Origin of the sequence: Fibrisoma limi BUZ 3, from assembly GCF_000296815.2 — a bacterium.
Lineage (GTDB): Bacteria > Bacteroidota > Bacteroidia > Cytophagales > Spirosomataceae > Fibrisoma > Fibrisoma limi.
On the sequence record NZ_CAIT01000006.1, the window covers coordinates 1,920,285 to 1,933,227 of the forward strand.

Annotated in this window: 13 protein-coding genes; 9 read left to right on the forward strand and 4 right to left on the reverse strand. The window is 54.9% G+C overall.

Translation table 11 applies throughout. The features are described from left to right. The first annotated feature begins 51 nt into the window (after positions 1 to 51). The 5 genes from BN8_RS15825 (at position 52) to BN8_RS15845 (ending at position 4,650) form a co-directional block, all read left to right on the forward strand. Complete coding sequence (locus BN8_RS15825) at positions 52 to 453, forward strand: hypothetical protein (protein WP_009282914.1); 402 nt, start codon at positions 52 to 54, stop codon at positions 451 to 453. Between the two features lie 30 nt (positions 454 to 483). Continuing rightward, entirely contained in the window at positions 484 to 2,100 is a 1,617-nt protein-coding gene (locus BN8_RS15830) for an FAD-binding protein (protein ID WP_009282915.1), read from the forward strand. Positions 2,101 to 2,174: 74 nt separating this feature from the next. Next, positions 2,175 to 2,564 carry a RidA family protein gene (locus tag BN8_RS15835; RefSeq protein WP_009282916.1) on the forward strand — a complete coding sequence of 130 codons (390 nt, stop codon included), beginning with the start codon at positions 2,175 to 2,177 and terminating at the stop codon, positions 2,562 to 2,564. A gap of 8 nt (positions 2,565 to 2,572) precedes the next feature. Beyond that, complete coding sequence (locus BN8_RS15840) at positions 2,573 to 3,679, forward strand: dipeptidase (RefSeq protein ID WP_009282917.1); 1,107 nt, start codon at positions 2,573 to 2,575, stop codon at positions 3,677 to 3,679. Then, the gene (locus BN8_RS15845) at positions 3,667 to 4,650 is read left to right on the forward strand and encodes a glycosyltransferase family 2 protein (RefSeq protein WP_229368035.1); all 984 of its coding nucleotides are present in this window, start codon (positions 3,667 to 3,669) and stop codon (positions 4,648 to 4,650) included. Before BN8_RS15840 ends, BN8_RS15845 begins: the two co-directional genes overlap by 13 nt. Positions 4,651 to 4,659: 9 nt before the next feature. On the opposite strand, the gene pgl is transcribed toward BN8_RS15845, so the two are convergent. Continuing rightward, positions 4,660 to 5,388: a 6-phosphogluconolactonase gene (gene pgl, locus BN8_RS15850; protein WP_040005868.1), complete on the reverse strand. Its 729-nt coding sequence runs from the start codon at positions 5,386 to 5,388 to the stop codon at positions 4,660 to 4,662. Positions 5,389 to 5,476: 88 nt separating this feature from the next. Beyond that, positions 5,477 to 6,976, reverse strand: coding sequence for a glucose-6-phosphate dehydrogenase (gene zwf / locus BN8_RS15855; RefSeq protein WP_009282920.1), 1,500 nt, complete (start codon positions 6,974 to 6,976; stop codon positions 5,477 to 5,479). 167 nt (positions 6,977 to 7,143) lie between these two features. On the opposite strand from zwf, the gene BN8_RS15860 reads away from it, so the two are divergent. Then, complete coding sequence (locus BN8_RS15860) at positions 7,144 to 7,575, forward strand: ribose-5-phosphate isomerase (protein ID WP_040005869.1); 432 nt, start codon at positions 7,144 to 7,146, stop codon at positions 7,573 to 7,575. Between the two features lie 294 nt (positions 7,576 to 7,869). Here the strand turns inward: BN8_RS15860 and BN8_RS15865 are convergent, their stop codons facing one another. Together BN8_RS15865 and BN8_RS15870 are read right to left on the reverse strand one after the other, a co-directional pair. Beyond that, positions 7,870 to 8,364, reverse strand: coding sequence for a toxin-antitoxin system YwqK family antitoxin (locus BN8_RS15865; protein ID WP_144051681.1), 495 nt, complete (start codon positions 8,362 to 8,364; stop codon positions 7,870 to 7,872). Positions 8,365 to 8,683: 319 nt separating this feature from the next. Continuing rightward, entirely contained in the window at positions 8,684 to 9,148 is a 465-nt protein-coding gene (locus BN8_RS15870) for a hypothetical protein (protein ID WP_040005871.1), read from the reverse strand. 310 nt (positions 9,149 to 9,458) lie between these two features. Here BN8_RS15870 and BN8_RS15875 point away from each other — a divergent pair, with 310 nt between their 5' ends. Genes BN8_RS15875 through BN8_RS15885 form a run of 3 tightly spaced genes read left to right on the forward strand, consistent with a single transcriptional unit; the run spans position 9,459 to position 12,886 of the window. After that, positions 9,459 to 11,900, forward strand: a complete 2,442-nt coding sequence (locus BN8_RS15875) for a TonB-dependent receptor domain-containing protein (protein WP_040006149.1) — start codon at positions 9,459 to 9,461, stop codon at positions 11,898 to 11,900. Between the two features lie 14 nt (positions 11,901 to 11,914). Continuing rightward, positions 11,915 to 12,529 (forward strand): hypothetical protein, encoded by a 615-nt coding sequence (locus tag BN8_RS15880; RefSeq protein ID WP_009282926.1) that lies wholly within the window; start codon positions 11,915 to 11,917, stop codon positions 12,527 to 12,529. 24 nt (positions 12,530 to 12,553) lie between these two features. Further along, positions 12,554 to 12,886, forward strand: a complete 333-nt coding sequence (locus tag BN8_RS15885) for a hypothetical protein (RefSeq protein WP_009282927.1) — start codon at positions 12,554 to 12,556, stop codon at positions 12,884 to 12,886. The last annotated feature ends 57 nt before the right edge of the window (positions 12,887 to 12,943 follow it).

Here is a 12,943-nt window from a genome sequence, read left to right on the forward strand (position 1 = left end):
TTGCCGGATTTCGTATAATCCGACCAACCGATCATCCAAACGCCCGACACCATGTCCCTAACCCATTCTCCTTTTGTAACACAGCAATCCAGCTCAGTACCAGGCCGTTCAGGCCGACTGCGTGGCTGGACAGCCGTGCTGCTGTTTCTGCTGATGCCAATGCTGCCCGGCTGCATGACGACGCGCGTGGTCACTGAAACCGACTGCGACACCCCCGATAATGTTACGTACACGGATACGGTCGTAACGGCTTATTTCTGGGGGTTGAAGCAACCCGCCGACATCCATCCGCCCTGCGACAAACGGTTTAACCACCTCAACGGCGTAACGGTCAAGTCGTCGTTTGGCCACTACGTACTCACGACACTCACACTCGGCATCGTTACCAAACGCCGTATCCGGTGGTGCTGCGCACCCTACGTCCCGGTTCCTCAGCCATTAGGTATCCGTTAAGTTTTCAGCTAACCCTCCTCCCCTTTTCCCATGAGCCTGCCAAACGGACTTGAACGCCTGTCGGTGACAGAACTCACCAACCGGCACGAAAACTTTACGCAGCCCCTGACGCCGGGGGCGTCGTTCAAACTACGCATTCCGACCGTATCGGGTAGTCAGGCGCAGTATCGCCAGACAACCGCCAACTTCCAATGGCTGATTCAGCACGCCATCAGTAACAACCTGCGCCTGCGGGCGATCGGCAAAAACTGGTCGTTTACGCAGGTGGGTGTTACCAACGGTGGGATGGTCGACGCCAACGCCCTGATGCAGACCTTTCCGCTGGGCAACTCGATGGTCGCTCCCGATTACCTGAATGCCGGACACTCGGCCGGCGACCTGTTCTTCACCGAATGCGGCACGACCATCCACATCATTGAAGAAATGCTCGAAGCCAACGGTAAATCGATGCGGGCGTCGGGAGCCAGTAATGGCCAGACCATTGTCGGTGCGTTTTCGACCGGTACCCACGGCGCAGCCTTTAACCTGGGAGCGGTGCATGATACGGTCGTCGGCCTGCATCTGGTTACGGGTACCGACCGCCACGTCTGGCTCGAACGGGCGTCGTTCCCGGTGGCGTCCCAGGCGTTTACCGACTGGCTTGGCGTAACCGACGTCCTGCGCGACGATGACCTGTTCAACGCGGCCGTGGTCAGTTTCGGCAGCTTCGGGTTTATTCACGGCGTCATGCTCCAGACCGAACCCCTGTTCTGGATGAAATCGTACAGCAACGACCGCGTTATTTACAACGATGACCTGAAACGAGCCATGACCCAGCTTGATTTTTCCGGTTTACGAACGGCCCTGCGACTGCCCACGCAACCCGATGGTAGCGAACCGTATCATTTCCAGATGATTGTTAATCCCCACCAGTTCGACACGACCGGGGCTAATCCGGCTCACGGGGCCTTTGTTCGCATCCTGAACAAACATACTGTGAAGCCGGCCGGTGCCGTGCCGCCCCCACCCAAACCGGGATTCGTTTACGGCGACGATACGATGGGGCTGATCCAGACGCTGCTCGACAACCTGAAGCCCTTCTCGGTCAAGCTGGTACCGGCCATGGTCAATGCGCTGTATCCACAGGCGCTGGATGATACCGACGGCTGGGTCGGAACGATGGCCGATTTTTTTGGCTATACCAACATTCGGGGCAAAGCGTCCAGCGCGGCCATTGGGATCGACGCTACCGACAGCCCCCGGGTTCTGGAAGAGATCATCAGCCTGAATAAACAATCGGCTTTTCCGGGTGTGCTGGGTCTGCGATGGGTCAAACAAACACCCGCTACGTTAGGATTCACGCGCTTTCCCGTTACGTGCGTGCTGGAACTCGACGGCATCGAGTCGAAGCAAACCCGGCAGTTCCTGCAAAAAACCTGGAACCGCCTGGAAGCGCTCGGTATTCCGTACACACTGCACTGGGGTAAGGTCAACTTCAACCTGGATGCACAACGGATTCGGAGTATGTACGGCGACGCCAGCGTGGATGCATGGCTGCTGGCCAGAAACCAGTTACTCGACAACGACACCCGGAAAGTGTTCACCAACGAGTTCATGGAACGTTGCGGGCTCGATAAAGCCGTGGTGCTGGATGAGCCGATCGTCTGACCCTAATTTTAGAACAACCGGCGCGTCATGTCGATAAAGCGTCTACTTTAGCGGGCGCAAACCAAACTTTAGACATGGCAACAAAAATTCAGGTACACCATCCCGACGTAAAAGAAGGTTTCTCAACCGGCGCGTATTCATCCGGCATTATTGTCGACGGCTGGCTGTATGTTTCCGGCCAGGGCCCGGTCGATTACGCTAAAGGTGAATTTGTGCTGGGCACCATCGAGTCCGAAACCCACCTGACCCTGCAAAACGTCGGGCGGATTCTGGAAGCGGCCGGCTGTACGTTCGACGACGTTGTGAAAAGTACCGTCCATCTGGCCGACATCAACGATTTTGGAGTATATAACCAGATTTACGCCAGCTACTTCCCCGGGATCAAACCCGCACGGACAACGGTGCAGTCGGTGCTGGGTAACGGCATCAAGGTAGAAATCGACGTAGTCGCCAAATTACCGTAGCCGTCGCCATGTTCCTGATTGATGCTCACCTCGACATGGCGCTCAATGCCATCGAATGGAACCGGGATTACCGGCAGTCGGTCAGTACCATCCGGGCATCGGAAGCGGGCATGACGGACAAAATCGACCGGGCCAAAGGCACCGTTTCGCTGCCGGAACTCCGCCGGGGCAGCATCGGTCTGGTGGTGGCTACGCAGATCGCCCGGTTTAATCAGCCCACTCGCCAGGGGGGTATTTTACCAGGAGCCGGCTGGAACTCCCCGCATCAGGCCTGGGCTATGACCCAGGCCCAGCGGGCGTGGTACGAAGCGATGACGTTGCCGGGCCCGGACGGTGTTCAGGAAATGGTACAGATCACCGACCGGGCTTCGCTCGACCGACACGTAGCGCTCTGGCTCGATGCCAGTATTCCGAATGAAACCAAGCCGGTAGGCTACATCCTCAGCCTCGAAGGGGCCGACTCACTGGTCGATCTGTCGTATCTGGAAACCGCCTATGCCTACGGGCTTCGGGCCATTGGACCGGCTCATTATAGCACCGGCCGCTACGCACCGGGTACGGGGCTGACGGGACCGCTGACCTCCATAGGCCGCGACCTGCTCCGCGAAATGGACCGGCTGAACCTAATCCTGGACGTAACGCACCTAACCGACGAGGGTTTTACCGAAGCGATGGATCTGTATCAGGGGCCGGTCTGGGCGAGTCACCACAACTGCCGGGCGCTGGTGCCGCACCAACGCCAGCTTGCCGACGATCAGATCAACCAATTGATTCAACGGGGAGCGGTGATCGGCGGGTGCTTCGACGCCTGGATGCTGAAACCGGGCTTTACGCAACGGCAAAGCAATCCGGCCGATTTTGGTATCACCCTCGAAACGGTGATTGACCACTTCGACCACATCTGTCAGATCGCAGGCAATTCGCTGCACTGTGCCATTGGCTCCGACCTCGACGGTACGTTCGGCCGCGAGCAGTCACCGACCGATCTGGACACCATCAGCGATTTACAAAACCTGCAGGGATTGCTGACCAAACGAGGGTATTCGGCGGAGGATGTTGAGAATATTTTCTCTAAAAACTGGCTGCGTTTCCTGCGAAACGCGTGGAAAACGTAAACCCAATCGACGCTGATTGGCTATTCGGTAAATCTACGGCACCGTCGCTCTTCTTTGTCAACATTCTTTCATCGGCCCGGTTGACAAGGCACTTGAGCAACCTGACCATGAATACCGACATTTCCGTTCTGATTATTACCCGAAACCGGGTCGAAACCTTACTCTGGACACTGACCCATCTGGTGGCCTTACCCGAAGAGCCGCCGATCATCGTTGTTGACAATGCCTCTACCGACGGTACTCCAGAGCGCGTTCGGGCTGCGTTCCCGACCGTGAACGTAGTAGCCCTTTCTACCAACCAGGGGCTGAACTCCCGCAACATTGGCGTTCGGGCGGCACAGACACCCCTGGTTGCTTTCTGCGACGATGATTCATTCTGGGAGCCCGGCGCATTAACCAAAGCAGTGCATTACTTCCGGCAATACACCCATTTGGGCGTTCTGGCGGGCAAAGTACTGCTGGGTGAGGAAGAACGGCTGGAACCGGTCTGTGAAGCCATGCGCGACAGCCCCCTCACCAGTCAGTTACCGTTGCCTGGTCCGGCCATTCTGGGGTTTGTGTGCTGTGCGGTCGTTATCCGCCGACAGGCGTTTCTGGCGATGGGCGGTTTTAACCAACAGTTTGCCATTGCGGGCGAAGAACGGCTATTCTCGGTCGATATGCTGGCCAGCGGGTGGAGTTTGTCCTATGCCGAGGATATGGTATGCCGCCATTACCCGTCGCCCGTGCGTGATTGTTCGCACCGCATCCAGCTTCTGACCCGCGACACCCTCTGGTACTACTGGCTCCGTCGGCCGTGGTACTACGCCCTGCGGCATACACTGCACATTCAGCAACGCAGCCGCTACGATGAGAACGTTCGGAAAGGCTACCGGGCAGCACTACGCGTTTTACTGTCGTTGCTACCCAAACGGCGGGTAGTGCCGATCCACGTTGAACGGCAGATTCTGAAAATTGAAAGCTTTTACTGACCAACCGCCCTACGACGGTTGTACCTGCGCTGCCGCGGCTTCGTCAACGAACCAGTACAGTTCGCCGTCGGTCGGCCGGATTACCTGGGATGGGTACATGTCGGGCCGATAGTCGCCGTGGAGCACTTCGTTCAGAGGGGCCGCTTTTTTGGGTCCAGCGACCAGGAACGCTACGGCAGCCGCCTTGTTCACTACCGGTGCCGTCAACGTCAGACGGTACATGTTCTGCGATTCCAGGAAATACGCCTTTGTCCAGTCCTGTTCTTCGTGTACCACCTCCGTACCGGGAAAGAGCGAAAGCGTATGGCCATCGTCGCCCATGCCCAGCATCACCAGGTCGAATGTCCGGCTGTAGCCGTCGAAGTACGTATGCAGGATATTAGCGTACCGATCAGCGGCTACATCAGGGTCCTGATTGGTTTGCCAGACAAACACCTGCGTCGATTCAACCGGTACGTGATTCAGCAGGGTCTGGTACGCCATACGGGCGTTGCTCCGGTCATCATCGAGAGGGACGTAGCGCTCATCCCCCCAGAAAATATGAAGTTTGTCCCAGGGAATCACTTCCCGATACGGCGATTCGGCCAGGAGTTTGAACAGAGCCTCGGGCGTGCTACCACCCGAGAGGGCGATTGTAAACCGCTGTTGACGCTGCAACACGTCATTGATGTAGGTAACGAGCCAGTCGGCTACGGCCTGCGCCAGCTCGGTAGGGTCTTTTTTGACAATTAACTGCATATGGGCTTGGGTCTTAGGGCTTGGGGCAAGGGGCATAGGGCTAAGGGTAAGGGTTATTCCCCTGCCCTCAGCCCCATGCCCCACGCGATTAATCATTCACCCAGCTAAATCCATCTTTTTCAATCAACGCTGTGGCTTCGTTTGGCCCCCAGGTAGCGGGCGCATAGGCCGGCAGTTCCGACGACGTGTCGGCTTCCCAGGCATCGAGGATCGGCTGAACGACTTCCCAGGCCGCATCAACCTGATCGGCCCGCATGAACAGCGTCGCATCACCGGCCATTACGTCGAGCAGCAGCGTTTCATACGCTTCAGGCTGCTGTCCCTTAAAGGCAGTCTGGTAGCTGAACACCATCTCGACCGGGTCAATCTCCAGCGTCTGTCCGGGTCGTTTAGCCTGGAACCGAAGCCGAATGTCCATATCCGGCTGTATACTGATCATCAACCGGTTAGGCTGGAATGTCTGCTTCGTTTCGGCCGGAAACATGTAGTGCGGAGCCGGCCGGAACTGAACCGTAATAACGGTTGTCTTTTCGGGCAAAAATTTGCCGGTGCGCAGGTAGAACGGTACGTTTTCCCACCGCCAGTTGTCGACGTACAGCTTCACGGCCGCAAACGTTTCCGTCCGTGAATCGGGGTTAACACCTTCCTCCTGCCGGTAGCCCGCAGCCTGCTTCCCTTTAACCTCGCCGGAACCGTACTGCGCCCGGACGGCGACCTCCTTCACCCGGTCGGGAGTAATCCGGCGAATAGCGTTTAATACGTCCACGTTTTTGTTCCGAACCTCGTTCGCATCAAAGGATACCGGTGCTTCGGTCGCTACCATGCAGAGCATCTGAAGCAGGTGATTCTGAATCATATCGCGCAGCGCGCCCGACTGCTCGTAGTACCCGCCCCGGCCTTCCAGCCCGACCGTCTCGGCGGCCGTAATCTGCACGTGCTCCACGTACTGCCGGTTCCAGATTGGTTCGAACAAGGCGTTGGCAAACCGCAGCGCCAGCAGGTTCTGCACGGTTTCTTTGCCGAGGTAGTGGTCAATGCGGTAAATCTGCTCTTCGGCAAACAGCCCGCCCAGCAGTTCATTCAGTTCGTGGGCACTTCTGAGGTCGTGTCCGAATGGCTTCTCAACCACAATCCGAACGTGACTTTTGTCGTGGCACAGATCCAGCTTCCCCAGATTGGTAGCGATACCAGGAACAAGTTGCGGAGCTACGGCCAGGTAGAATACAATGTTCGGCTGACCGCCCCATTCGCTGGTTTTCTGATCGACAAAATCCTTGATTTTTACATAAGCAGCTTCATCACTCCCGTCCATCTGAAGATACGTGATGCAGGGCGCGAAGTCGGTCCAGTAATCTTCGGGCCCATTTTTACGGCGCGAAAACTCCTGTACGCCCTCCAGCAATCGCTCTCGGAACGACTCATCGGTGTAGTTGCTTCGACCGATGCCGGCTACGGCGAAGTGCTCGGGCAAGTACTTGTCTATGAAAAGATTATACAAGGCGGGAGTTAGTTTGCGGAGGTTCAGATCCCCGCTTCCCCCAAAGATGAACAGGACAGTGGCCGCTGGCCGTTGGTTAGTAGACGTCATGGAGCGAAACGTTGGCAGTTGCCGTTCAGGTAAGGCCACCTGCAAAGGTGACAGGGCGGTGCAAGATACTCCCGCCTGCTATGCGGTACAAATTTGACTATATTATGGTTTCGTGTTGCCCGACTTTCCGTTACTTTTGGCCTGTAATTTTTGCCTGTATTCGTCTTATGAAAATCGCTATTGGCTCCGACCACGCCGGCTTTCGGTACAAAGAACTCATCAAACAACACCTCATCGACCTTGGCCACGAGGTTACCGACATGGGTACCCATTCGGAAGAACCCGTTGATTATCCGTTGTTTATACGGCCGGTCGCCGAGGCCGTAGCCCGGGGTGAGGTCGAACGGGGAGTCGTACTGGGAGGTTCGGGCAACGGCGAAGCCATAGCCGCCAACCGGGTCAAAGGCGTTCGGGCCGCTCTTTGCTGGAACGAAGAATCAGCCCGGTTAGGCCGCCAGCACAACGACGCCAACGTGATCTCGATTGGCGAGCGGATGATGGACGAAGAAACGGCGCTGAAGCTCATCCGGATCTGGCTCGACACTCCGTTTGAAGGGGGCCGCCACCTGAGACGGATTCAGGAACTGGATACGTATTAATCGATGCGCTACAAGCGCATAAGTGGCGATGAACGTCGCAATCCGTTCACTTAATCTGAAAGTGACCGTCCCGGCAGTGGTTTTGGCGTTGGCCTTCATGCTTATTCAGGATGCGACGGCAAATTTTTCGGATAAACATCTCGACTACCAGACCCTCTGGTTTTGAGTACCGACGGTGTTTTTTGGGGGTTCCTTCCTGAAGCTATTCTATTGGTTTTTCATTTCAGCTTGCCCGGTAAAAGCAGCGTCTCTGCTTTTACCGGGCAAGCTGAAATATATTCATAATCAAGCTCATTACGGTATGTTTTTCTGAAACGAGCTAATTCCATAACCAACCTGATACACCCTCTTGTCCCGAAGAATTATACTGATTTGCATGTTCGCGGCTATCGGCATATCATCCAGCATGGCAGCCTGCCAGGGAGGCATGTCCCGTAGCGCTTCGATAAACTGCTGATAGACCACTTGTTCAGCCTTTGGTCGGTACGCTACTTCCGTCGGTGATGTAATCTTCGACACCGTGCCGTCTTCCCGGATGGTCGCTTCCAGTATAATAAAGGCGGGCGAATCGATCAGATCGACGTTCAGATAAACAAGCTGCTTACGCAGGAAATCAAGCAGGTTTTCTTTTCCTCCGGTAAACTCAGCCCTGCGTATCAATGGTAAGCATGGCGTTACGTTTCCATCCGGAGCGAAGCATTGACCGGTTTTTAATTGACCCTGGCGGTAATATTCCCTGCGCTTCAATGTACCATCTTCATAATACGTCAGCAATGGTCCGTTGACCATTGCTTTTTTGTAGTCACAGGTCAGACGCAACCGCCCGTTTTCGTACCAATAGCGGGTTTGTCCATGTTTGATGCCTAACGTGAAGTTGAGATAATGTTCTTCGGATAGCCGCAGACCTGTTCTGGTAAAACTTCGTAGTGTTGCCAGTTTTCTACGACGATCATGAAAAATAACTTCGAACGTATTGGTGCCATTGTCAAATTGGACGACACGTTGTTTTGTTGCCCTTTTCGAGGTATCATCAATACAAACACTACTTAATGAAAAAATCCAACAGAGTGCTGCGATACCGCTCATACGAACCTTGTAATTCTCATACTCAAAGATAATCCTCGGGTCCAATAAACCCACCGGCTTTCATACCAACGACGGCAATCTGTTCAAATCCGTTGGCCAATTGGGTATTTGGTGCCGTCTGAATCATCCAGCGGCAGGGCGCTTCAGCCCGGCACTGACGCTCCTCCATCAGGTATGAAAAGCTCCCTACCCGAACCAGCAGCGCATCGGAACCCGACCGAAAATCAAAGAATACATCCCGCCATTGGTCATTGGCGTCCTCGCTGCTGACATCTCCCCAGAACAGCATACGACCATCTTCGAATAAGGTTAGACTCCCGCGGTGCAGCAAACAATCCGAACCGGGTGGTTTCCAGGATGTAAATACCCAGTTTTTAGTACGTAAAACAGCCAGGTTGGCACTCGGGGTGGTACTTAATGAATCAATTTCCTGGGCCGACAACGTCGACGGCAGTCCTTCATCAAACGGGTTCAGGGGGTTATGCATCGGTAAATGCATCGGATGACTATCCATACATTTGCTGATTTTTTAGGCTGACAAAATGTATTATAGAAAAATAAAATATAGTTAACAAGCTTACAACATCTCTATATCTAATTAATTATTCGGTGGACTTTAAGGGCACCGTTTACGCTCCTGCCGCTCATTTACCTTAAACTTTCTGTAACTCGTCGTTTTCCACCTGGCTAATCCGTCTCAAATCATCATCTGGGACGTCTCAAATTTCATTGAGTCGAACGGAGGGCCATTGATCCGCCACCTTTGAGCCATCAATCACGAACGAATGGCTCACAACATGGCACGCTTTTCTACCATTGCTCTCCTGCTCCTGCTGAGCAGCCCCCTGGTGGCCCAGACCATAACGGGTACCGTCACCGATCCTGCTGCACAATCGATGCCCTTTGCCGCCGTCAAGCTTCTTTCGGCTACCGATTCGTCACTTGTAAAAGGAACCGTTACGGACGAAGCTGGTCGCTTTACATTCAGCAACGTAGCGGTCGGGCGTTATTTCGCCCAGGCGTCGTTTGTGGGACGGGCCAATGCCAATAGCTCCGTTTTCACGGTTGCGACCGACCAGTACGTCACCCTCTCGCCGATTCAGTTAGCCACCGATGCTAACACGCTGAACACCGTAGTGGTGAAAGCACGCCAGCAGGCTGTGGAACAACAGGTCGATAAAACGGTGCTGAACGTACAGGCCGACGCAACGGCTGTGGGCAAAACAGCGTATGAACTGCTGCAACAAGCGCCAGGCGTAGTTATTGACCCGAACGACAACATTCAGATGGCCGGTAAGCAGGGCGTGAATGTCTACATCGATGGCAAGCCTGCAAACCTCTCGCCCGCGGACCTGGCCAATCTGCTTAAATCAACGCCCGCGTCGATCATCGACAAGGTAGAACTGATTACGAACCCATCGGCCCGGTTCGATGCGCAGGGCAACGCCGGTATCATCAACATCCGGTTCAAGCGGGACAAGTCGCTGGGGCTGAACGGCAGCGTGGCGGCTGGCTATTCGCAGAGCATTCATGGTCGCCGGAATGCGGCTACGGATCTGAACTTCCGCAGCAACAACCTGAATCTGTTCGGTAATGTCGGCTGGGTTGGCGGCTACCAGCGCACCCAGATCGCCATTAACCGAAACATTACGGCCAATCAGGTATTTCGGCGCTTCGAGCAGCGAGGCTACGATGCCGACGGTTGGGACAATTACACGTACAAGCTGGGTGCCGATTATTTTATTAATAGCCGCCAGACCGTCGGTATCGTGCTAACGGGCAACGCGGCCGACAATCGGTATGGTACGTACAGCACGACGGAGATTAGGAACGCAGCCGGTCGGATCGATTCCAGCCTGGTGAACCGCAATGACAACCCAAACCAGAACAGTCGGATCAACGCGGCTCTGAACTATCGCTACGCCGACACGCTGGGCCTAGAACTGAACCTGGATGCCGACTATACGCGGTTTTCGAACAATAACCCCAGCCGTATTACAAATGACTACGTCAACGCCGACCAGCAACTAACCCGCCGAACCGGCAACGTCTTCGACGCGGCCACGACGATTGCCATCCAGACGCTGAAAGGTGATTTGACCAAAGTCTGGAAAGCGGCTCAAACCAAGCTGGAAGCCGGTTTCAAACGTACGAACGTGCGCACAGACAACAACCTGCTGGCGTTTTTGCTCCAGGATGGCGGTCTGACAACACCCGACGTAACGACGCCCGACGTTAACCGAACCAACCAGTTCAACTACCGCGAGACCGTCAACGCCCTGTACGTATCGATTCAAAAAGAGTTGAAAAAATGGACGGTTCAGGCCGGGCTACGGGCGGAGCATTCCGATGTAAAGGGAGTGTCAAAAGACCTCAGGGAGCGGTTCATAAATCGTCCAGACACAACATATCTGAACCTATTTCCAACCGCTTTTGTGCAGTATCAAGCTACGCAGAACAGCCTGATTCAGGTGAACTACGGTCGGCGAATCGGGCGGCCGAGCTACCAGGACATGAACCCGTTTGTGTATCAGATCGACCCATACACCAGCGAACGAGGAAACCCTTTTCTGCGCCCTCAGTACACCAACAATATTGAACTTGGCTATACCTACAAGTGGGCTTCCACGCTGAAATTGGGCTACAGCACCACTACTGATTACTTCACGAATATCACCCACCAAAAAGGCATTGTTACGTACCAGACCGTTGAGAACGTTGGCCGGGCCGATGTCCTCAGCCTCTCGGTCAGTACCCCCATTCCTTTTACCAAATGGTGGAACAGCTACGTATATGCCGGGGCTACCTGGAACCGCTACGTGGCTACGCTGGACGAGGGGCCGCTGGATGCCAGAGCTCTTGGGTTCAACGCCTACATGCAGCACACGTTCACGCTGCCAAAGACCATTACACTCCAGGTGTCAGGGTTTTACAACGCCCCTACCCAGCAGACCATCTTCTACAATCGCGGACTCGGCAGCCTGAACCTGAGCGTCCAGAAGAAAGTGCTTCATGAGCGCGGCACCGTTACGCTGGGTGTCGAAGACCTGCTCAACACCATGCGCTGGGCGCAGTCGGTGAACTTTGGCCCGCAGCAGTTCGACCTGTACCGCAAATGGGAAAGTCGCCGGGCGAAGGTGCAGTTCAGCTACCGGTTTGGCAGTCAGAAAATCAAGGAAGCTCGCGAGCGTAACGCCAGCGAGGACGCCGAACGAATCAAAGTTAAAAGCGCTAACTAACTCCTAATCAACCCATGCAAAAGCTTACGTATCTCTCCGTCTGTCTCCTCATGAGCATCAGTCTTTTTGCGCAGACCAGTCCCCAGCGCATTGCCTTTGTGCTCAAAAATACGCTGGGCTACCACCGCATGTTTCGGGTTGAAGGCCCCGGCATTGCCTACGGGTTTACGATGAACCGTAACGAACGTACCCCGCAGAACTGGCCGGTCGGCTCGAAACTTTACTTCAGCCAGGACGGCGAAACGAATGGGCCGCTTATTCTGACCGTTACGGCCAACGATGCCGGTAAAACCCTCACGACGGACGTTCCGGAGCCACCAGCCCGTGTTAAGCCCAGGTCCGAACGTACTGCCGACGAGATTAGCGTTCGGTTCAGGAACAATAGCATCGGCTTCCGAAAGGTTGCGCTCATTACGTACAAACCCGGCGAGCGCGGCAATGGCACCAGTATCTTTACCCTCGCCCCCTATGCGGTTACGAAGCGTCAATTCCCAATCGGTACAAAAGTGTATTTCGCCGACGACCAACAGGTGAGTACCGTCATGAACGGCGACCGTATCGACACAGGTAAACCCTTTCTGGTCGTAAAGCGGTCTGACGCCGGTCTTACGTATGACATTTTCAATTAAATCAACGCTAAAAAACAGAAGGTCATGAAATCCGCATTGATTTCACTCGTTTGGTTACTGTGCCTGAGCGATTCAACGACGCTGATCGACCCGGGCAGGCAGTTTGTTGTGGGCGGAAATAACAACGGAGCCTTTACCATCCGTATGCGAAACGCAGGGAGCGCACCGGTCGAACTGGCGGAGCGCCAGCACGACGGGAAAGTGATTCCTCTGGATAAGCTTCGGCCCACGGAGCAACGGACGCTGACCTACAAACCCGGCTCGGCTGCCCTCTTTACCAATTCCGGCAAGGCGATGGCCGTTCTGAAACTGACGCTGTCGGGCGACAACGCACTCAACATGCGTTACACCGATTGAATCACGTCCATACCGTTCCTATCCGAATAGCGGAAAAAGACGGGAATCCGTATATTA